At 42.1% G+C, this 20,240-nt stretch carries 27 protein-coding genes and 1 pseudogene; 2 read left to right on the forward strand and 26 right to left on the reverse strand.

What is annotated here, in order from left to right:
* The 3 genes from NUV69_00005 to NUV69_00015 all read right to left on the reverse strand — a co-directional run.
* On the reverse strand, positions 1-2,279 hold a 2,279-nt coding region (locus NUV69_00005), incomplete at its 3' end, for a type IV secretion system DNA-binding domain-containing protein (GenBank protein MCR4324057.1).
* Between the two features lie 3 nt (positions 2,280-2,282).
* Positions 2,283-2,819: a hypothetical protein gene (locus NUV69_00010; protein MCR4324058.1), complete on the reverse strand. Its 537-nt coding sequence runs from the start codon at positions 2,817-2,819 to the stop codon at positions 2,283-2,285.
* Positions 2,820-2,866: 47 nt separating this feature from the next.
* Positions 2,867-3,571: an aquaporin gene (locus NUV69_00015; GenBank protein ID MCR4324059.1), complete on the reverse strand. Its 705-nt coding sequence runs from the start codon at positions 3,569-3,571 to the stop codon at positions 2,867-2,869.
* A gap of 80 nt (positions 3,572-3,651) precedes the next feature.
* Between NUV69_00015 and NUV69_00020 the strand changes: the two genes are divergently transcribed.
* Complete coding sequence (locus tag NUV69_00020; GenBank protein ID MCR4324060.1) at positions 3,652-4,695, forward strand: glycosyltransferase family 4 protein; 1,044 nt, start codon at positions 3,652-3,654, stop codon at positions 4,693-4,695.
* 3 nt (positions 4,696-4,698) lie between these two features.
* On the opposite strand, the gene NUV69_00025 is transcribed toward NUV69_00020, so the two are convergent.
* From NUV69_00025 to trxB, 22 genes and pseudogenes are all read right to left on the reverse strand, one after another.
* Positions 4,699-5,244 (reverse strand): DUF3105 domain-containing protein, encoded by a 546-nt coding sequence (locus tag NUV69_00025; GenBank protein MCR4324061.1) that lies wholly within the window; start codon positions 5,242-5,244, stop codon positions 4,699-4,701.
* Positions 5,241-5,681 (reverse strand): cupredoxin domain-containing protein, encoded by a 441-nt coding sequence (locus tag NUV69_00030; GenBank protein ID MCR4324062.1) that lies wholly within the window; start codon positions 5,679-5,681, stop codon positions 5,241-5,243. Before NUV69_00030 ends, NUV69_00025 begins: the two co-directional genes overlap by 4 nt.
* Positions 5,682-5,893: 212 nt before the next feature.
* A complete protein-coding gene (locus NUV69_00035) occupies positions 5,894-6,760 on the reverse strand; it encodes a class II fructose-bisphosphate aldolase (protein MCR4324063.1) in 867 nt (288 codons plus the stop codon).
* Positions 6,757-7,149, reverse strand: a complete 393-nt coding sequence (locus tag NUV69_00040) for a hypothetical protein (GenBank protein MCR4324064.1) — start codon at positions 7,147-7,149, stop codon at positions 6,757-6,759. Before NUV69_00040 ends, NUV69_00035 begins: the two co-directional genes overlap by 4 nt.
* A complete protein-coding gene (locus NUV69_00045; GenBank protein MCR4324065.1) occupies positions 7,142-7,627 on the reverse strand; it encodes an RpiB/LacA/LacB family sugar-phosphate isomerase in 486 nt (161 codons plus the stop codon). The genes NUV69_00040 and NUV69_00045 overlap by 8 nt, the downstream gene beginning before the upstream one ends.
* Positions 7,628-7,672: 45 nt before the next feature.
* The gene (locus NUV69_00050; protein ID MCR4324066.1) at positions 7,673-8,995 is read right to left on the reverse strand and encodes an FAD-dependent oxidoreductase; all 1,323 of its coding nucleotides are present in this window, start codon (positions 8,993-8,995) and stop codon (positions 7,673-7,675) included.
* 4 nt (positions 8,996-8,999) lie between these two features.
* Positions 9,000-9,548, reverse strand: a complete 549-nt coding sequence (locus tag NUV69_00055) for a VIT1/CCC1 transporter family protein (protein MCR4324067.1) — start codon at positions 9,546-9,548, stop codon at positions 9,000-9,002.
* A 72-nt stretch (positions 9,549-9,620) separates the two neighbouring features.
* Positions 9,621-9,842 (reverse strand): ferredoxin, encoded by a 222-nt coding sequence (locus NUV69_00060; protein ID MCR4324068.1) that lies wholly within the window; start codon positions 9,840-9,842, stop codon positions 9,621-9,623.
* A 30-nt stretch (positions 9,843-9,872) separates the two neighbouring features.
* Positions 9,873-10,274, reverse strand: a complete 402-nt coding sequence (locus NUV69_00065; GenBank protein ID MCR4324069.1) for an iron-sulfur cluster assembly scaffold protein — start codon at positions 10,272-10,274, stop codon at positions 9,873-9,875.
* Positions 10,275-10,422: 148 nt separating this feature from the next.
* A pseudogene (locus NUV69_00070) lies at positions 10,423-11,649 on the reverse strand (cysteine desulfurase).
* Between the two features lie 18 nt (positions 11,650-11,667).
* The gene (locus tag NUV69_00075; GenBank protein MCR4324070.1) at positions 11,668-11,982 is read right to left on the reverse strand and encodes a non-heme iron oxygenase ferredoxin subunit; all 315 of its coding nucleotides are present in this window, start codon (positions 11,980-11,982) and stop codon (positions 11,668-11,670) included.
* Positions 11,969-12,580 carry a SufD family Fe-S cluster assembly protein gene (locus tag NUV69_00080; GenBank protein MCR4324071.1) on the reverse strand — a complete coding sequence of 204 codons (612 nt, stop codon included), beginning with the start codon at positions 12,578-12,580 and terminating at the stop codon, positions 11,969-11,971. Before NUV69_00080 ends, NUV69_00075 begins: the two co-directional genes overlap by 14 nt.
* On the reverse strand, positions 12,577-12,999 hold the full coding sequence (locus tag NUV69_00085; GenBank protein MCR4324072.1) for a hypothetical protein: 423 nt from the start codon (positions 12,997-12,999) through the stop codon (positions 12,577-12,579). The genes NUV69_00080 and NUV69_00085 overlap by 4 nt, the downstream gene beginning before the upstream one ends.
* Before the next feature lie 8 nt (positions 13,000-13,007).
* Positions 13,008-14,408, reverse strand: coding sequence for a Fe-S cluster assembly protein SufB (sufB, locus tag NUV69_00090; protein MCR4324073.1), 1,401 nt, complete (start codon positions 14,406-14,408; stop codon positions 13,008-13,010).
* Positions 14,408-15,295 carry a Fe-S cluster assembly ATPase SufC gene (sufC, locus tag NUV69_00095; GenBank protein ID MCR4324074.1) on the reverse strand — a complete coding sequence of 296 codons (888 nt, stop codon included), beginning with the start codon at positions 15,293-15,295 and terminating at the stop codon, positions 14,408-14,410. Before sufC ends, sufB begins: the two co-directional genes overlap by 1 nt.
* Positions 15,288-15,698 carry a hypothetical protein gene (locus NUV69_00100; GenBank protein MCR4324075.1) on the reverse strand — a complete coding sequence of 137 codons (411 nt, stop codon included), beginning with the start codon at positions 15,696-15,698 and terminating at the stop codon, positions 15,288-15,290. The genes sufC and NUV69_00100 overlap by 8 nt, the downstream gene beginning before the upstream one ends.
* Entirely contained in the window at positions 15,695-16,111 is a 417-nt protein-coding gene (locus NUV69_00105; protein MCR4324076.1) for an EVE domain-containing protein, read from the reverse strand. The genes NUV69_00100 and NUV69_00105 overlap by 4 nt, the downstream gene beginning before the upstream one ends.
* Positions 16,108-16,545, reverse strand: coding sequence for a hypothetical protein (locus NUV69_00110; protein MCR4324077.1), 438 nt, complete (start codon positions 16,543-16,545; stop codon positions 16,108-16,110). The genes NUV69_00105 and NUV69_00110 overlap by 4 nt, the downstream gene beginning before the upstream one ends.
* Positions 16,546-16,554: 9 nt before the next feature.
* Entirely contained in the window at positions 16,555-16,941 is a 387-nt protein-coding gene (locus NUV69_00115; protein MCR4324078.1) for an Rrf2 family transcriptional regulator, read from the reverse strand.
* Positions 16,942-17,006: 65 nt separating this feature from the next.
* The gene (locus tag NUV69_00120) at positions 17,007-17,375 is read right to left on the reverse strand and encodes a hypothetical protein (GenBank protein ID MCR4324079.1); all 369 of its coding nucleotides are present in this window, start codon (positions 17,373-17,375) and stop codon (positions 17,007-17,009) included.
* A 5-nt stretch (positions 17,376-17,380) separates the two neighbouring features.
* A complete protein-coding gene (locus NUV69_00125) occupies positions 17,381-17,758 on the reverse strand; it encodes a hypothetical protein (GenBank protein MCR4324080.1) in 378 nt (125 codons plus the stop codon).
* Positions 17,759-17,783: 25 nt separating this feature from the next.
* On the reverse strand, positions 17,784-18,725 hold the full coding sequence (gene trxB, locus NUV69_00130) for a thioredoxin-disulfide reductase (protein MCR4324081.1): 942 nt from the start codon (positions 18,723-18,725) through the stop codon (positions 17,784-17,786).
* Between the two features lie 239 nt (positions 18,726-18,964).
* Between trxB and NUV69_00135 the strand changes: the two genes are divergently transcribed.
* The gene (locus NUV69_00135) at positions 18,965-19,582 is read left to right on the forward strand and encodes a hypothetical protein (protein ID MCR4324082.1); all 618 of its coding nucleotides are present in this window, start codon (positions 18,965-18,967) and stop codon (positions 19,580-19,582) included.
* 253 nt (positions 19,583-19,835) lie between these two features.
* On the opposite strand, the gene NUV69_00140 is transcribed toward NUV69_00135, so the two are convergent.
* Positions 19,836-20,240 (reverse strand): ribonuclease H-like YkuK family protein (locus tag NUV69_00140; GenBank protein MCR4324083.1); only part of this gene is annotated, 405 nt, incomplete at its 5' end.

Genomic DNA, 20,240 nt, shown 5'->3' on the forward strand with positions numbered 1-20,240 from the left:
ATCATCTCCGCGATTCTCGGGTCACTATCCGTTTTACTCATATCTCGCGTCGTATCCAAAGAAAACGGCGGCACAGGCTCATTCCTTACAATAGTCTTCACATAAGCCTGGAATCTTTCAACGTTAATTAAATCTGTTTCGTTAAATACAGGCGTAAATTCGTGCTGCAAGTAATTCGCGTCGGTTACACCAATTCTAAAACTCATAATCGTACCCACGTTACCAAAAATTGCGTTTTTAACTTCTTCTTCGATCTGACCGATAAACTGATTGGCAACAATAAGGTTCAGGTGGAATTTTCGAGCCTCTGCCAAAATGTCGGCAAAAGTTTCTGTCGCAAAGTTCTGGAACTCGTCAACGTACAGGAAAAAGTCGGGCCTTTGGTCTTCCGGCACATCCTGGCGTGACATAGCGGCAACCAGGATTTTCGGCACCAGAACTAGACCCAAGAAGTTCGAATTCTCCTCCCCCATTCTTCCTTTTGAAAGGTTAACGAGAAGAATTTTTCTATTGTCCATTACATCACGAAGGGAAAACGCGCTTTTTGATTGCCCGATAATGTTTCTCATCATTCTGTCTGTAACGAATCTGCCAAACTTGGAAACGATGTAGTCTAACACCTCGGATTTGTGGAAGTCCGTAGTCTGCGCGATCTGATCCGTCCAGTAGCGTCTGACTACCGGGTCTTCGACCTTAGGTAACAACTCTTGCACGAACCGCGCATCAGTCAAAATCCTCACGATCTCAACAAACGTATTTCCAGGTTCACACATAACGGTAAGCATCGCGTTTCTAATCGCGTGCTCAAACCTCGGACCGATAATACCCGTCTTGTGAGGATCATAAAGTTTGTACATCAAACCAACGATATTGCTTGCGATAAAGTGCTTTTCCTGCTCGCTCGAAGCTTCTAACATGTTCATTCCAAGCGGTCTTTCGGTGTCTGCCGGGTTAAAGTAAATAACATCTTCCGCTCTCTCCGGCGGAATTTGTGAAAGTAAATCCTCCGCCGCGTCTCCGTGAGGATCGATAAACGCCACACCGTGACCAGCTTTAATATCCTGCATCGCCAAATACTTCAACGTCTCGGTCTTTCCGGTTCCGGTTTTTCCGATGATGTACATATGTCTTCGCCTGTCATCATCGCTAATAAAGACTTCCTTCGTGGTCCCCCTGTAAACACTCTTTCCAAGATGAAGCCCAGAAGCCGGAATTTGCGCTGGAGCTGGCGCACGTTTGGCATTTACCCAGAAAATTCCTGGTGTCTCAACGGCCTTATTTGGCAAGTGGAAAAGTGTTGCCAACTCTTCCGAATTCAAGAGACCCAATTTGCCCATTAACGGTTGATACCTGTAAACAAAATCGATAAGAAATTGCTTTTTAAATCTGATTTTGGCGCCAGTGAAACCGTTGTATTCCGAACTAAACTGCGCAAACGTCGATTTAATATTATCCAAATGAACTTTTGCTTCAGCTTCAGTCTTAGCAGAAACTACAATTCTGACCAGAACCTCAAATCCTGGTTTTGAAACCTTATTTTCGACTGCTTCCATCTTCTTAGGGTCTGGAACACTTTTGCCTTCACTTTTAAGTTCAGCCTGTTTGGTTTTGGAGACAAACTTTTTGCCCGCAGCTTTCCACTTTCCTGCAGCAGGAACAGCTATTATCTGAATTGCGGCACCCTCACCCGGGTTCATCTTCGCAAGAGCAGAAGTAATTTGCGCCAAAGGGTCTGTAACCAAATCCTTGTAAGTTTTAATAGGATAATAGCTCGAACTCTTAAGCTTCAGCGCAGCGTACGCAAGCTTTCCTTCTTCGGAAAATATATTGTATTCCTCGACTTCTCTTACGTCGGCACCCGGATACGCTCCATGAATTTGTTTCTCGACCAAATCCTGCAGCGATTTTGGACACGAAATATAAAATTTCATTTCCTCCGGCAGCGCTACAATTTCAAAAGAAAAATGGTCTTGAGGCTTCAAAAAAGAGAAATTCCCCCCTTTATAAATAGAGGCAAGAGAAGAAAACATTTGCTCGGCAGCATCAATTTTGGTTTCGTTGTCGCGAGGCACGGCAACCTGCAGCAAAACGAAGTCTAAAGATTTCGCTTCCCTATCTTTATTCCTCATCCAAATAATCCAGGCCCAGGCTATTAAAAACGTAATCCCGCCCAAAACAACCAAAATAAGCGCCAAAAACCCTAGGGCGCTTAGAAATAATTGAAAAGCTCCCGTTGCGTCTATTTGTCCTAACGAAGTTGATCCTTCATCAATCGGCATTTTTTACTCCTTCTTGTCCTCCGAAGCTTTAGCGACGGAGGATCTAAATACTATTTTCATGGCGTGTTTGTGTGCCATCTTAATTAATCTGCCTATCATTATCCCAAGCGCCGCAAGACTAGAAACTCCGATAATAGATTTATCACTAACACTTCCGACGACTTTAGTTTTCTTACCTTCCTGGTATTCATTTTCGCTAAAATTTAAGTTCAGAGTTGAACCTTGCCTGACAACATCGTTCGCTTCCTCAGTTGGATTCACTACCCCCATTTCCTTAACCTCCGGGGAAAGTTCCGGATCAAAATCAGCAGCTTTCGCTTCTGGGACCGTACTCAAAACCTTTTCCAGCGCTTCTTTGTCCTGAGCCTCCGAAACGCTCTTTATCTCAGAAATCATCGCGGCTTCCTCTTCTCTTTGCGCTTGCGTTGGTTCTTGCTCTTTATTGCCGGAAGAACCCACAGGCCCAATGCTATCATCAGGAAGATCGGCTGGTGGACTATTAATACCTCCAGGTTGAGGTGCATCATCGGCAACAGACATCGTGCTGTAATTTTAGCAGAAATTGGAACCTAGTTGGAACGCAAGAGTCAGCGGGATCGAGACGATTTTTTTACGAACACAAAATCATAAACAAATCCCATCAAACTACCAGTTAAAGGACCTATTATCCATACAACCAGTGCGCCGTAGGACCCGGAAATCAAAGATGCCCCAATTACTTTAGCCGGGTTTAAAACACCTCCGGAAATTGGACTTGCGACAAGAAAGGAACAAAGAACAGTAAACCCGACAACTAACGGCCCAAAACTAACCGGGCCACGCCTATCCACTAAAGTTGCAAAGTATCCAAAGACCAATATCGCGGTAAGCACTGCTTCAACGATAACCGCAAGTTGCATACTCACGCCACCGCCTGTAACTTGCGCACCTAAAGAAAATTTCAATCCTTCTTGCCCAAAAATTAAAAATAGCAACAGGGCTGCGAGTAATCCTCCAGTAACTTGAGCGAGAATGTAAATTACTGCGGAAACTCCGTTTATCTTTCTTGTAAGCCAAAGTGCAAGTGTAATTGCGGGATTCAAATGTCCACCCGAGAGATGAACCGTCCCAAAAACCATGGCAGTATACACAAAGCCTGTCGCGATCGCAACCCCAACCACGCCTAATTCTCCATAGAAAATGTTCACGAGTACCGCAAGGAGCGAAACGAACACAAAAACAAAAGTTCCGATTCCCTCCGCGACATAAGCGCGCCAATTTGCTTGCGGTTCTTTAAATAGTTTATAAGCCACAAACAAATTAGATCATCAACAAGAAGGTATTGTCAATTCATCTTTGCCTCAAAAGTATATAATTGTACATTAAGTTTTAAATGAGAATCGCACAGCTATCTCCGCTAATTGAAAGCGTACCCCCTAGAAGATACGGCGGTACGGAAAGAGTAGTCCATCTTCTAACTGAAGAACTCGTAAAACGTGGCCACGATGTTACCCTTTTTGCGAGCGGCGACTCCCAAACTTCAGCCAAACTCGTCGCAACCAGCCCACATTCTTTGCGCCAAATGTACACTGCCGACGAGAAACCTTTCACAATGTTAAACGTCGCCAAAGCTTACAAAAACGCGGGCGATTTCGACATCATCCACAACCATCTCGATTTCTTCCCTCTCCCAACGGCCTACTTTTCGAAAACTCCGACTGTTACCACTCTTCACGGCGCTTTCAATACCGAAAACCGAGTTATCTTCGAAGAATATCCAAAACTCCCATACGTTTCCATTTCCCGCGCTCAAAGGGTTAACGGTCCTCCTCTTAAATGGGTTGCCAACATATACCACGGAATCGATGTCAAAAAATTCCCTTTTGGTCCTAAACCAAAAGATTATCTCCTTTTTGTGGGTAGAATGTCCCTAGAAAAAGGCGCCCACATTGCAATCGACATCGCAAACGCTGTTGGAAAAGAGTTAATCATGGCCGCAAAACTCGACAAGATAGACTTTGACTACTTCAATAAATACGTCGCCCCCCGTCTCTCCTCAAGCAACGTCAGATGGTTGGGCGAAGTCGAAGAAAACGAAAGAAATAAACTGATGTCAGAAGCTCTTTGCCTACTCCATCCAGTAACCTGGAGAGAACCATTCGGCTTGACCTTAATAGAGGCAATGGCCACCGGTTGTCCTGTTATTGCTTACAAACGCGGTTCAATTCCCGAAATAATCGTTAACAAAAAAACCGGCTTTATCGTCGAGAAAGAAAAAGAAATGATAAAAGCTATCAGAAACGTAAAATCAATCAAAAGAAGAGATTGCCGCAGCCACGTCGAGAAAAAATTCAGCATCAAGAAAATGGTCGACTCTTACGAAAATCTATACACAAAGCTAGTTGAGAAAAATAAAAAAAGAAACAAAACCCTCTAAAGCTTACTCCGAAGTATTTTCTGGTCCTCGGTTGCGGTACGTTTTAATAAACTCTTCAATCCTGACATAATCCGGCTCCTCCATCTTAAGAAGTCTTCCCCAAGCGGCTACTACGATTTTTGAATCATTAACCTCTCTTGGCGTCATAATCATTTTCCAGTCATCCTTGTTAACGATTTCTTTCAGCTTGTTCAAAACATCAGCAGAGATTTCCTTCTTATAAGAAATCCAGATATTGCCATGTTCCAAGTTATGAACCACTCTCTCGTCAGGAAGTTCAGTTTCGTAAATACCATTTTTGGCAGGAGTAGACCAATGTTGGCCTGACGTTGGAGGGTTAGAATTGTAATCGGCAGATTTTGTTGCTTCTGAAATATGTTCTCTTCCTGCTATCGGAAAAACTTGCACTCCTTCAACTTCCTTAGAAACCTCAGCCGGTTTCAATTCATCATTGGTGTTTGTGGAGTTTTTCGAAAAAAACCAGATTCCTATAACTAAAATCACCAGAGTCGGCAATATAAACCAGACGGCTATCGGAACTCTTCTCATTCAACAACCACCGTACCTTTCGTGCTCGCATTCAAGTGATCATGGTATCCCCAGCTACCTGTTTTGGTTACTGTAACCGAAGAAGATTCGCCAGGTGCAAGCACAATTGTCACTTGTCCATTCGTAATCTCTCGATTTGCGGTATGCGTCGGGTGTGGATCCGAAGCTACTTGTATTGTGGCTGAAGAATTGTTAACCCAGTTTATCGTCCCGCCAGATTTAACCTTCGCGCTTTGAGATGAAAAACCACTATCCGTCATCGCGATAGTTATACTTTGTGAATCTCCGGTGTCGCTTTGATTGTTACTAGATGGGAATGTATTTTGTGTAGAGTCGACGGTCGTATTATTACTCGTCTTCTTACAAGCGGAAAGAACGAGCCCAAGAACGATTACCAAACCAATTATCGAAATTTTCTTATAAAGAATATCAAACACCTCCTCTCGACTTTACGTTCTGACTAATTTAACAAATAGAATCATTTTTGGCAACAAGAATTGCAATTAAATTCCAATCATCAAGCACCAAAATATCAAACAATATTTAAATACGAATGTTCTAAATTAAAATTTAGAATTTATTATTTTGAACATTATAATTTGTTTGAGATTTGGAATTTGTTGTTTGGAGTTTTATCCGTAATGGGTATTTATAATCTGTTGGCAGATCCAAAGACGTCAATTTTTGCTTCAACCACGGCAGCGATTGCCAAAATTACGTCTGGCGTCAAATTATAATAAGCGTATTCTTTTGGATTTTCTTCAAAACTTTCAGAAAACGCATCCTTAAAAGCGCTCCTCAACTCTGTATTCACATTAACCTTGACTATTCCACCCACATTTATTGCCTCTTTTACCTGGTCTGCTGCAATTCCAGAACCTCCATGCATCGCGATAAAAGTATCTCCAACCGCCTCTCTTATCTCCTTCAAAAGAGACATGTCTAAATCGGGCTCAATAGGAAAAGTCCCGTGAACGTTCCCAAAAATTGGCGCCAGAATATCCACACCCGTCTTTGTCACAAATTCCGCAGCCCCTTTCGGATCTGTGTACGATTTCGAGAGCTCTTCCAAATCAATCTCTTCTGTGTGCACCTGGCTGGAACCAGCAATTCTGTTAAACTCTCCTTCGACCAAAACACCTTTTGCATGAGCAGCACTAACCACTTTTTTAGCTTCTTCTATATTTTCTTCAAAACCAAGATCGCTTCCGTCAAAATGAACGTTATCAAATCCTCCGATCTCAATCACCTTCAAGGTTTGCTCTGATTTTTTTGAATGGTCCAGATTCAAAAGCAGAGGAATCTTGTATTCTTCCCGCGCGTTTTTTACCAAATCGACTATATTTTCCAGCCCAAAATAATCAACTTCTCCTTGGGAAAATTCGACTATGATCGGAGATTTTCTCGAAACTGCTGCCGTGCAAACAGCTTTTAAAATATCGAGGTTATCTATATTAAACGCACCTATTGCGAAATTTTCAGCTCTCGCTTTAGTAAGCCAATCCTTTGAGGTCATTTGCTTTTGAGTTGTTTATACGCAGTGTAAATCCTAAGGCCCACGCCCCAGTTTATAGCAGCCATTAGAAGATAAGGCAACCAGAAAACAGATTTCAAAGTATTCGCAGCTCCACCCAATTCGAAGCCTTCGATTACAAAAACGACCATTACGACAAATTCAAAAATAGAAATAAGCGTCAAAAGCGCAATTGCTCTAAACGTCCCATAAAACCACAAAAGTGCTGCAGGCGTAAACATAACTAACCCTAAAGTCATCGCATTAAATATTTGCCTACTCACCACAAAATCCCAAATATTTAAAAATACAAATATAAAAAGAAAATTTAACTTCGCAAGGTCACGGTCTATTTTTCTTGTAGGTTTAAAAAAAACTTTCAGTTTAACCATTTTCGACCCTATCAACCCTCTCAATCTTCTCGACCCTTCTTGCATGTCTTTCTTCACCGGTAAATTGAGTTTCGAGCCATAAATCAACAGCTTCTTTTGCTTCATCCCCACTCAAGTAGCTTGCTCCGAGCGATAAGATATTGCAGTCATTGTGATCCTTCGATCGTCTCACAATATCCAAATTGCCCCCATAAAATAGCGCTGCTCGAGCGCCCTTTGCTTTGTTTGCAACTATCGCCTCTCCCTGGCCGCTTGCTCCAAGTATTATTCCGAAAGAGCCCGGATTAGAAACAACTTTCTGAGCACATGGGTAAATAAAGTCAGGATAATCGTCATCCTTGTCAAAAGTTTTCGCCCCACAATCCTCTACGTCGTGACCTTTCAACTTAAGATGGTCAATCAAAGCTCTTTTAAGCTCAAAGCCTGCATGGTCAGAAGCAATAAATATCTTCACTTTAAAAAGAGGCGCTTGTGGCACCTCTATATCCAGCTTACTAAGTTACAGGTAAGAATCGCAAATCCTTTAGGAATTAATAACTAGGTCTTTCAAGTCAAAGCTGGGATCGTCAAGCTTGTCTTTGTTAGCAGATATATCTGTTTTTGACTTTATAGCAGCTGTCAGAGGCGAAACTTCCATCGGATTATTAATGATCGTCGCGCCAACAATTCTCATCACTCCACCAATTGTTTTGATGTAAATTTGCGTCATTTTCCCGGCTTCTACCGACCCCCTAGGAACAACTTCGTCCGCGAAATCAGCTTCCGTCACCCCCATGAAGGAACACGCACCATCAAAAAAGTTAATCGAATATGAAGACGCTGTCTCAAAAATTGTCCTTTGACCTCCCATATTCTTTCCTACAATATTTCCCTGATTTGTAGCATTCGCCCAATTGCCAAGAACATGCTGCCTTTCAAAAATCACATCATTAAACTCTGCACAGTCCCCTGCAGCAAAAACATCAGGCAAATTCGTCTCCAAATACTCGTTAGTTTTAATCGCACGTCCAATTTCTATCCCCGAACCCTCAAGCCATTCAAGATTTGGCCTGATTCCAACCCCAATCCCAACAACCTGCGCATCAAGCCTCTTACCCGATTTAGTTACCACCGCACCCACTCTTTTGTCTGAGTTGTCATTCCCGCGAAAGCGGGAATCTATTTTGTCAGGAAATTCAGGGTCTAGCCGAGAATGACTGGAAGAAGGTTCAAACCTTTCGACTTCTTTTCCCGTCAAAACCTTGACTCCATTTCGCTCCAAAACAGCAACCAAAACCCTGCTCGAATCTTCGTCCAATTTCCCTTCCCAAAAATACTTTTCTCTTACCAAAATTGTAACGTCAGAAACCCCATTTAATTTGAAACAACTCGCAAACTCAAGACCTATAAATCCTCCTCCAATAATCACACCCCTTTGACTCTTTTTAGCTGCATTAATTATCTTGTCAGCATCATCAACCGTCCTCATGTATAAAATGTTTGCAAGATCCGCACCAGCTACTTCAAATGGTATCACCCGTCCTCCAACTGCTATCAACAATTTCCCATACTGATATTCATCACCTTTATCATCAACAACTTTGTGATTCTGAGGATCGAGTTTAACCGCTTTTACACCTTTCAAAAGATCTATTTTCTTATCCGTGTACCACTCAGGCTTTTTCAAAAAAACCTGTTCGCGGGTAACTTTTCCCCGAATATAATGTGGAAGCAGAACTCTGGAGTATTGTTCGTGATCTTCGTCCTCGATAATTGTGATAGTAGAATCAGGAGAGAGTCCACGAATAACTTCTGCAGCCGTAGTTCCTGCGGCAGACCCGCCTATTATTAAGAAGTCAACATTCATGAAATTAAATAGCGGCACTAAGGCCGAGGTAATTAAGAACTTCGCCCGCGAGAAATCCAATACCCGCGGCAATTATTCCAACAATTATTGTCTCGCCAATCTTCCCACCCAAGTTTCTTCTATTTAATGTCCATCTCATAAAACCAATCAGTCCCATAACTATAATGGCAACAATAATCGACATAATAAGAGCTCGAGTAGCTGGTCTAAAAAGAATAAAAGGTAGAAGCGGCGGAAATCCTCCCAATAAATAAAAGGCGCCGATAATTACGCCCGAAATAATTGGATTATTTTCGCTGTGAGCTTCTTCTTTAGATTCATAAAATTCCCTTTGAGATTTAACAGCCAGATAATTTCCCAGCGCCATAGATGCTCCACCTGCAATAATGGTTAACGCCCCGGCAATTACAACTATAGTTTGGTCGCTAACTGCTCCTGCAATACCTACAAGAAAACCGATCGAAGTCACTACTCCGTCGTTTGCGCCAAAAACAATTTCTCTTAAAAATTCTCCCCGAATAGGTTTCGCTACGCTCTTTTCCTCGTCGCTCATATCAATATTCTAGCATTTCAAAATTTGTAATTGGTATTATTGGTACTTAATTGAAATTACCGACATAGTCGGTCAGGGGTATTCTTGTTCTCCGGTTTCTTCGTCAACCAGAATAATCGCTTTTGTTGGGCATGATTCCGCAGCAAGTTTTATCATTTCCGGCGGATCACCCTCACCCTCCAAAACAACCGCTTTATTTTCAGAATCGAGTGCAAAAGTTTTCATCGCCAAAGCAACACAGCTTGCAGCGCCTATGCACAAATCCCGATCTACAGTAATTTTCCACTTCTTCATACCTTCGGTATTAACTAATTTAAACTAATATCATTCATTCAAATTTGTAGCCTGCTTTGCAGGCAATTCGCTCATATTCGTTACTTTCCGAAGCGCTTCCAGTGCCAAAAAGGCACACTTTAACCTTGCCGGTGCAACTGGTCCACCAAGCATTTCCAAAACATCGTCTCCGATAAGTTTAGAAACGGTTCTGACAGATTTACCTTTAACATTATCCGAAAGAATCGACGCCGATGCAATCGAGATGGCGCAGCCATTGCCAATAAACGAAATGTCTGCAATCTTCCCTTTGTTGATTTTAAAAAACAAAGTCAACTCGTCCCCACATAATGGATTTACCTGATCCACGACTAAATCAGCACCTCTCATCACTCCAAAATTCAAAGGATTCTGCCAATGTTCAAGTATTTCTTCCCGATATAAATCATTCATATTAAACTCGAATTTCGTTTTTCGATAGAAAACGCGACCATATCGAAACACGGAACAATTTTCAAATTCTCAAATTTTCTAAATGTTTTGAATTTTTAGCTTTTGTCATTCGAGTTTGTTTCGGATTTCGTGCTTCGTATTTCGGATTTATTTTGAAGGTTGCAAGTACCTTTAAAATACCTTCAAAGAGCGCATCGACGTCTTCTTTTGTGTTGTAGATATAAAAACTTGCCCTCGCTGCAGAAGAAATTCCCAAAAATCTCATCAAAGGTTGAGCACAGTGATGACCGGACCTAATGGCAATCCCTTCAGAATCAAGAATCGACGCCACATCATGCGCATGTATCTTCCCAACATTAAAAGCAACCACTCCACCTCGTTTTTTAACATCTTTCGGGCCCAAAATTATAACTTCCGAAATCTTTGATAATTTTTCAATAGTGTATTGGGTCAGCTCCATTTCGTGGTCCCTCACCTTACTCATACCAATCGCATTGAGGTATTCTGTAGCCTCCCCCAACGCTACTGCTCCTGCAATATTTGGCGTCCCAGCCTCGAACTTCCAAGGTAATTCATTCCAGCTCGATTTATCGAATTCAACTTCCGAAATCATTTCTCCTCCAAACAAAAACGGGGGCATCTCCTCTAAAAGTTGCCTCTTCCCCCACAAAACCCCTATTCCCGTTGGCCCCAACATTTTGTGTCCCGTAAAAACATAAAAATCTGCACCCAATTTTGGAATGTCGACTTTCATATGTGGAACCGCTTGCGCTCCATCAATCAAGACCTTCGCCCTCGGAGCTCCCCGATGAACAATTAACGATAAACGATGAACATCATTGATTGTTCCAAGAACATTAGATACATGGAAAAATGTGACCAGTTTTGTCTTTTTTGTCAGTGCTCCTTTAAAAGCAACTAAATCAACTTCCCCATTTTCATCTACGGGTACTATTTTCAAAACCGCCCCATTTTCTATCGCCAACTGCTGCCAAACAACAAAATTAGAATGATGTTCCGCAACCGTTAAAACTATCTCGTCATCTTTTTCGATATTCAGTCTTCCCCAACTGTAAGCAACCAAATTAATCGCTTCCGTCGCGTTCCTAACAAAAATAATCTCTGCAACGTCTTTTACGCCCACAAATTCCGCGACTCTTTTTCTTGCAAGTTCGTATTCTTCGGTCGCTTCCACGGAAAGAGTATGAATTCCTCGATGAACGTTTGCATTATGGCTCGTGTAGTAATGCTGAATCATTTCAAGCACTTGTTTTGGCTTCTGGCTTGTCGCGGCACTATCCAGATAAACCAGCCTTTTGCCATTAACCTTACGCTCCAGAATTGGAAAATCTTTTAAAATTTGTTGGGAATTCATTTTAGGGTGACTTCTACCTTAAGTTTCGACATATACATCATCGTTTTCCACAAATACCTTGTACGTTTTCAGATCCTCAAATGCTGGAGGCAGTAAAACTTTTCCTGTTCTAATATCAAACCTCGAACCATGACAATCGCATTCCGTCTCATAATCGGACAATTTGCCGCCTTCGTAACTCAAATTACACTCTTCGTGAGTACAAATATCGCTTGTCGCGTACCACTCATCGCTAGCTGTATGGTACAAAGCGACCAAATCATCACCAATTTTGACCTGCTTCACTTTCCCTTTTTCTACTTCCGAAATTGTCGCAACTTTAACTTTTGACAATGAGGTCACCTCCATTGTCACCCGCCAAAGATCGCTCTTTGGCACGTTTTCGAACAGAATCTGAAGTGCCAAAGTAAGATCGGGCGGGTTTCCCTAACTTTTCCTGAATTGGATTTATAAATCCCTGAATCAGCATCTTTTCGGCTTGAGATCTACTTAGTCCTCGGCTCATTAAATAAAAAATCATCTGTTCGTCCACTTTACCTACAGTCGCGGCATGCCCTGCTTTAACGTCCTGCTCCAGAATCTCAAGGGCTGGTGTGTCATCCCCCATTTTCGCGTCATCAAACAAAAGCGCGTCACTCCTCAAGTACGCGTCCGACCCCTTCGCCCCGTTTTCTATCCTGACCATTCCCCGGAAAGCAAAAGTCGATCTGTTTTTTAAAACCGCCCGCACATTTACGTTCGATTTTGTATTTGGCGCAGCATGAACTATGTTCGCATCGAGTGATCTTTCATCCGTTCCTGTGCCCAAAACTAGCCCTACAACCTCCACTTCCGCATTTTCTCCCGCCAAAATAACATCCAAAGTTTTATCTACAGATAAGTCGAGAGCAATCAACTTTTTCTGATTTTCTCCAACCTTAATTAACTTCATGCCGCCTCTTTTCTCAAATCCTCAAATGCTTCTCTCAACTCAACGTTATCCATTCCTCCCTGGTCAAAATAAGACTGGTTCAATTCCGAGAAACCCCTAGCAGCGTCTTCTACAAAATCGTGAAATTCTCTTCCGGCTTCTATCTCTTTAATTGCAATTCCGAACATAAATTGTCCAATTGAATCGATCTGGCCAAAGTTTAGCTTCACCTTCCCCGCAGTGTATCCTTCTCCTTTAGGCTTAGAAAAAAATTGAAACTTTCTATGTATATCCTCGAAGTTCCTTGTCCCAGGTCTGTACATAGCTAAAGCAACGTTCGTACCTATAAAACTCATTGATTCCGCCGATAGGAAAACGTCTTGGAAACCTCGCCTCGCTAGAATCATTTCGGCCTCACCCAGAACAACCCCAGCATCCATATCCGGCGTCATCCAACACTCCCCTCCATATTTAGTTGAATTAGCCGATTTAACTCCACGGCATACTCCAAGGGAATCTCTTTGACGATTGGTTCGATGAACCCATTTACGATTAAAGAAGTAGCTTCAACTTCCGTCAAACCTCTGCTCATCAAATAGAAAAGCTGCTCAGCACCAACTCTACTGACGCTAGCTTCGTGTCCAATCGTCACGTCATCTTCATCTACTTGCATCGTCGGGTATGTATCACTTCGAGACGCGGGGGCGATCAAAAGCGCATCGCAACGAACATTACATTTAACTCCCTTCGCGTTTTTAATTACTTTAACCAAACCCCGATAACTCGTCCTTCCACTTCCAACGCTTACAGATTTAGAATTTATTTCCCCTGTCGTTTCCGGCGCCAAAAACATCAGCTTTCCTCCTGCATCCTGGTGTTGTCCGCTGTTTGCCAAAGCCAAAGATAATACTTCTCCCCGCGCCTTTCTTCCAACCAAATAGCAACTTGGATATTTCATCGTGATCTTACTCCCCAAGTTACCGTCCACCCATTCCATTGTTCCTTCTTCTTCGACAAAAGCCCTCTTTGTAACCAAGTTGTAAACGTTATTCGACCAGTTTTGGATGGTTGTATAGCGGCACCTTGCACCCTTTTTTACAAAGATCTCGACGACCGCGGCATGGAGGGAATCTGTCGAGTAAACGGGTGCCGTACAACCTTCAACGTAGTGAACATACGCGCCTTCATCTACAATAATCAGCGTTCTTTCAAACTGCCCCATATTTGCAGCATTGATCCTAAAATAAGCCTGAAGCGGAATATCTACGCTAACCCCCGGCGGTACATATATAAAGGAACCTCCGGACCAAACAGCGCTATTTAATGCAGCAAATTTGTTGTCCGCGGGTGGAATACTTCTGCCGAAATATTGTTTAACCAGATCACCGTATTCCCGAAGACCTGTATCCATGTCCGTAAAAATAACGCCCATGTCTTCCCACTTTTTCTGAAACGAATGATAAACGGATTCGCTTTCATACTGAGCGGTAACTCCACCCAAAAAGTTCTTTTCCGCCTCCGGAATTCCAATCGCCTTATACGTGTCGAGGATTTCTTTAGGCAAGTCTTCCCACGTCTTTCCCTGATTTTGCATAGGCTTTATGTAGTAATAAATATCGTCGAAGTTAATCGTCGAAAGGTTCGCTCCCCAATTTGGCATTCTTTTACTCGTAAAAATATCCAGAGCCCTCAGTCGAAACTCCCTCATCCATTGCGGCTCGTTCTTCATTCCGCTAATTTGCTCCACAACTCCACGGTCCAAGCCCTTCTTGCTCTTAAAAACATAGTTCTCCGGTTTGGAGAACCCGTAACGATAATCAGAAACCGGTAAAACTACATTGCTCGCCATTATTGTTCTCCTTTCTTTGTCATTCTGGAGCGAAGCGATAGAATCTCTTCTTTAGATCCTATCGTGGCCGTTGCCACTCCAGGATGACGATCTGCTTGGAACTTTTGATAACCATCCTCTTCAATTTCTTGCGCCAATTTCTGCTTTCCGGATTTAATAATCTTCCCGTCGACCATCACATGCACAAAATCCGCCTTTAAATATTTAAGAATCCGAGCGTAATGAGTAATCAACACAACAGAAGATTTTGGATTTTCGCGTCGAAACTTTTTAATTGCCTCAGCTACCAATCTCAAAGCATCAATATCCAAACCGCTGTCAATTTCGTCCAAAATAACAAGTTTTGGCTTCAAAGCCATCATCTGCAAAATCTCATTCCTCTTTTTCTCTCCCCCGCTAAACCCCTCATTCAAACTCCGTCTCAAGAAATCATCTGAAAACTTTAAAGAAGAAGCGTATTCAAGGAGCTCTTGCCTAAACTCAGCTAACTTGGACAAACCCTTGTCATCCTGAACGGAGTGAAGGATCTTGCCTTTTCCATTTCTGAGATTCTTCGCTTCGCTCAGAATGACACCCTGCCGAGCTTTTCTGAGAAAGCTAAAAACTGATACTCCCGGAACTTCAACAGGGTGCTGAAACCCCAAAAACACGCCTAATTTTGCCCTCTTGTCGGGTGTTAGCTTGTTAACCCTCTTTCCGTTAACGCTGATGGTTCCCCCATTAACTACATAAGAAGGGTGCCCTGCTATAACTTGAGACAAAGTCGATTTTCCACTTCCGTTTGGTCCCATAATCACGTGTAGCTGGCCGCTACCAACCGAAAGGTCAACACCCTTTAAGATCTCTTTATCTACAATCGAAGCTTTCAAATTCTTAACCTTAAGCATTGCCGGCAGCCTTTCCTGTTAATCTTTGGAGTAACCCAATAAGATCATTTGCGCTTATTCCCTGATCTTCAAAATCCTCTCGCCCATTAAAAACTGTGGCCAGTACTCTTAGAGCTTCCAGTAATTGTTCAGGTCCATCGATTGGAAAACCTAAAGTGTACTCGTCAAACTCGCCTTCTAAGCCATCATCTTCTCTTTTCTCTACTAAAAATCTTTGGGGAAGCGTACCCTCTTCATAATCATGACCGACCCAAACGGATGGAAGAAAAGGCTTAAGACCTCTTTCTTCGGCTTTTTGCTGAACAGATTTCCAAAACGCCAGTTGCGCTTCCCTTTGGCGAGCCGATTGAAGATCAGTAAAATGTATCCTATCTTTTGCATCGAAGCTCCCGGTTTCAGTCATTTATTTAATGTTTCGTAATCTTCTTTTGGAATTTCGTGGATGTTTCCTTGAAAGCCTAATTTCCAATATTTTGCAGGCCATTTTTTTAAATAAACAAGCTTTTCTTTAAATTCCTCCGCACTTACATACTTATCCTCCGGCAATTTCACTTCGAACTTAATATCAAATCTCCACGGGTGAGTCTCCCCCGGTTTTTCTACAGGAAACATTTTCTTTTCATCGTATTTAGACTTGGATTTAAACTCCGCCACCCCACCAAACTTCCCAATCTTCGTCAGATAAAACACAACTTTGTCTCCCGGTTCGACTTTTTCGGCAAAGTTCTTTCTCCTCGCCTTCATCGCCGCGATATTTTTCGCTTTCATTACCTCAAAATTGTTCGGATCTGTAACTAAAAGCCAATATTTTGTCATGTCTGTCTCAACTTTCTCCAATGATCACTATTCAAAAATTCATAACCCATATCTATCAATCTCCTTCTCTGAAAGCTAATGGAGTCAACCAAACCAGGTATATCTTTAATAAATTGTTCTCTTACATGATCCTCGGGGTTTACCATTAAACCAGGAGGGATATTAATCACATGAATAGCTTTCTTCTTGTTCATGTAGACAGATGTACTTACGGGTTCGGCTGGAGATGTCTGGAATGCCTCAAGTCGAATGTCACCAGTTTCAATAGCCCTAATTAAGAAACTCACACCACTAAAAATAAGCATTTCTTGCTGTGGGTCAACGTCAATAGGAACTTTGCCATCTTGATAATCCTTTAGCCAGCCCAGAACCTTTTTTCCGAGCGCTTCTTGAAACGTTATTTCACCATTCGAGTTTTTATCTTTTTCTCCCATAGATAATTCTTATGCCACCAAGTCTGCGACAGTTTTTTCCCTAATTGTTGCCTCAAGCTGTTCTTTCATTTCCATCCACATGTCGCGTCCACCGCAATTACACTCATGATCGTCGTCGAAACATTCCCCTTTTACCAAGTCACCATCCAAAATCTGCAAAACATCCAAAATCTTTATATTTTCCGGCTTTTTTGCCAGCCTGTAGCCACCGCGTATCCCTTCTTTCGAAGATAAAACACCGGCTTTTTTCAACTCACTTGCAATTTGAGATAAAAATTTAGGAGAAATCTGGTTTTTAGAAGCTATCGTTGCAATCGAAATGTTCCCGCCCTTTGAGTGTTTAAGGGAAGAAAGAAGTATTAAACCATAGTCTGCTTTTGTAGAAAGTCTAAACATAAGTAAACTACCACTAAATCTGTAGAAGTTTAATAGAATTAATAGAGATAGTCAATAAATCAAAACTAAGCCGGAGTGTTATTGAACGACTTCATATACCCTTCGATTTGCTTTTTCTGGTCTGTCGACAAACTCGGCATTACCTGTCGAAAATAAGCAGCAAATATTTCTTCTGATACGCTCTTTAAACGCCGTTTATATTCTTCTGGATCAATATATTCTCTCAAAATGGAAAGGGTTTTAACGGGATCCGTCTCGGCCGAAAGTTTTTTTGCCAACTCTTCCTTTTTATCATTAGGCATAGAACTGGTCATCTCACCAAGGACCTTATCTTCGCACAAAATCAAAAACTCTTCGGCAAATCTGTCCTTATCTCCTTCATAACCAACAATCTCCAAAACATTTTTAACTACATTGGCAGGTCCCTTGTCCATAAAATTTAAGTACCACTTCTGGGATTAGGATTGCTCTCTCTACTTCTTCTAAACTTTTTAGCAATCTTTTCTAAAAACCCGACAGATTCCGCTCCCGCATGAAAGAACAAAACCTGTGAGCCGGTATAAGCGCTTGCGGCCAAAATACCCTCAGGAACATGACCACTTGCCCCACCTAAAATTGCACCACCAATAAGTACGCCCTCCATAGAAATAACTTTTTTCCTGTTATCTCGAATTAGTTTTGCCGCACTAATAATGGCCGAAGTGTTGGCGTCCTTAGCAGAAGACATATCCTTACTAAGACTTTGTAAAAAAGAATTTGATGCTTCTGTGGAAGAATTTGCTTTTGGTCTTAACTCGGGGCTTGATCCTTCTGCCATCAAAAAACATCATAGCACATCACAATTACTCATTCATCTCGATCCAGCGTTCTACTTCTAGTGCTGCTTGGCAGCCAAACCCTGCTGCAGTCACTGCTTGCTTGTAATGGAAGTCGTGAACGTCGCCGGCAACAAAAACGCCTTCGACAGAGGTCATCATCCTAAAGTTCATCCCATTTTCCATTTTTTTAACATAACCTTTTTCATCCAGTTCGATTTGCCCCTCAAAAATCTTCGTTACGGGTGAATGACCAATCGCCACAAACATTCCGTCGATTGTAATTTCTGATTCAACATCAGTTTTTACGTTTTTAGTCTTAACTCCCTCAACCTTAGCTTCTCCTAAAACATCGGTCACAACCGTATCTGTGATAAATTTAATTTTGTCATTCTTCTTCGCCCTATCCAGCATTATTTTAGAAGCCCGGAATTCATCTCTTCTGTGAATAATTGCCACCTCACTCGCAAATTTAGTTAGAGTGAGCGCCTCTTCCATCGCACTGTCTCCCCCTCCAACTACAATTACTTTTTTGTCGCGGAAGAAAAATGCGTCACACGGCGCGCAAGAAGAAATCCCACGTCCAATTAATTTCTTTTCATTGGGAAGCCCCAACCAATTAGTTTCTGCTCCAGTTGCAATAATTACCGATTTTGCGCTATACGTTTTTCCACCTGCCGTAACACCAAATGGTCTCTTTTTAAAATCCACTCCTGTCGCTTCCGTATCTATTATTTCCGTCCCGAATCTTTCGGCCTGGTCGCGAAATTTTTTCATTAACTCGGGACCCAAAATCCCTTCCGGGAATCCAGGATAATTCTCGACATCCGTTGTCAACATTAATTGCCCACCCCATGCACTTCCAGCAAATAAAAGCGGTTTCAAATTTGCCCGCGAATTATAAAGGGCAGCGGTTAATGCCGCCGGACCGGAACCCACGATAATAACGTTGCGTATTTCTTCTGTCATCAGTTTTCTAATTATATATCAAGAAAAAATTTTGCGAAGAAAAAGGGAAATCCGTCAAACTTTGCGAAAATTTTCTACCCGAATCTTTCCCAAATTAATTTTTTAAATTAGCACTTTTTTTAAAAGTTTGCCAGCTGAGGTTAAATTGTACTCCGATTTTGGCTTCATCCGGGTAAAAATAAATCACTATTGACACCCTTTACAGCTACTGACATAGAATGTCTTTTGTTATTATCAAGATGAATCAAGCAAAGACAATCGCATTAACCCTTGGGGCTTTCACCCTACTCACTACTTCAACCGTAATTGCCCAAACAAACGCGCCGGTACTTAAAGTAGTAACCCCTGCAGACAGCCAAACTATATATGGAAACAGAATTCCAGTCTTAATTTCTACAGAAAACTTCGAAATAGTAGACTACCAGCAAAACGCTACTGTTAAAAGAGGCCAGGGACACATACATCTTTGGCTCGACGATCAAAACCCAACTAAAGAATCCGCGGTTAAATTAACTAGTGACAGCTTTACGTACTCCGATGTTCCCTACGGAGACCACACGCTGCGAGCGGAACTTGTAAACAATAATCACACGTCCCTAAACCCTCCAGAAGTTGTGACTATTAAATTCAAAAGTGCGCAGGTTGCCAGCCCGCTTCCAGCCCAAGCAACAAGCTTTGACAAAAACACAGCTTTGATAATTCTGGTAGTAGTAGCCCTCGTTATCCTCGCTGCATGGTGGTACACCAAAGACGAAGACGAGAAAGAATCAACGTCAGCAACAACAAAAACACCAAAGCCAACATCAAGAAAAACCACGAAAAAGAAGTCGACACGAGAACGAAAAGCCCGCAGGTAACATGTCATCCTGAACGGAGTGAAAGATCTAGATTCTATCGCTTCGCTCCAGAATGACAAACTTAACAATTGAATACTAGAAAACAGAAGCCCATCGCGTTTGACGTGGGCTTTTGTTTTGGTGAACCGTTTTCTTGTATATCCGACAAAACTGATATTTAAAAATAAAAACTAAACGTGGCGTTAGCCCTGCAGTGAATAAATTTTGTTAAAATGGCGAACCAAATTTATGAACGAGGAGCGCAGACATGTGTCTACACATGTCTGTCAGCTACGTGTGAAGCGCCCCAACTAGCGGGCTTTGTAGCGACTCTAAACCCATTTGCCCTAATCATCCCAACAACGTCTGCAATCATCTCCCTAGTTGGCCCATTTGGTCCAACATCTACGTGTATTTCCAAATCTAAATCGAACAGTCCGATAGCCGCAAAATCCCCTACTAACTTTTCCGCAACGCTAAGAGAAATCAAAGCTTCTTGCCAGATTCTCTGTTTAAGATTGTGAAGATTTTCAACCTTTTGTCTGCTCCAAAAATATATGCCTCCCCTACCTTTTTTGTGAACTATTAATGCCGAAACAAAATCTGCTTCCCCGCTTTGAGCTTGCGAATCAGTACCAATTATTACCTCGTAAGTCCCTTTTGTATCCGCTCCTATAAA

The organism is Candidatus Curtissbacteria bacterium, from assembly GCA_024654445.1.
Lineage (GTDB): Bacteria > Patescibacteriota > Microgenomatia > Curtissbacterales > GWA2-41-24 > JANLHP01.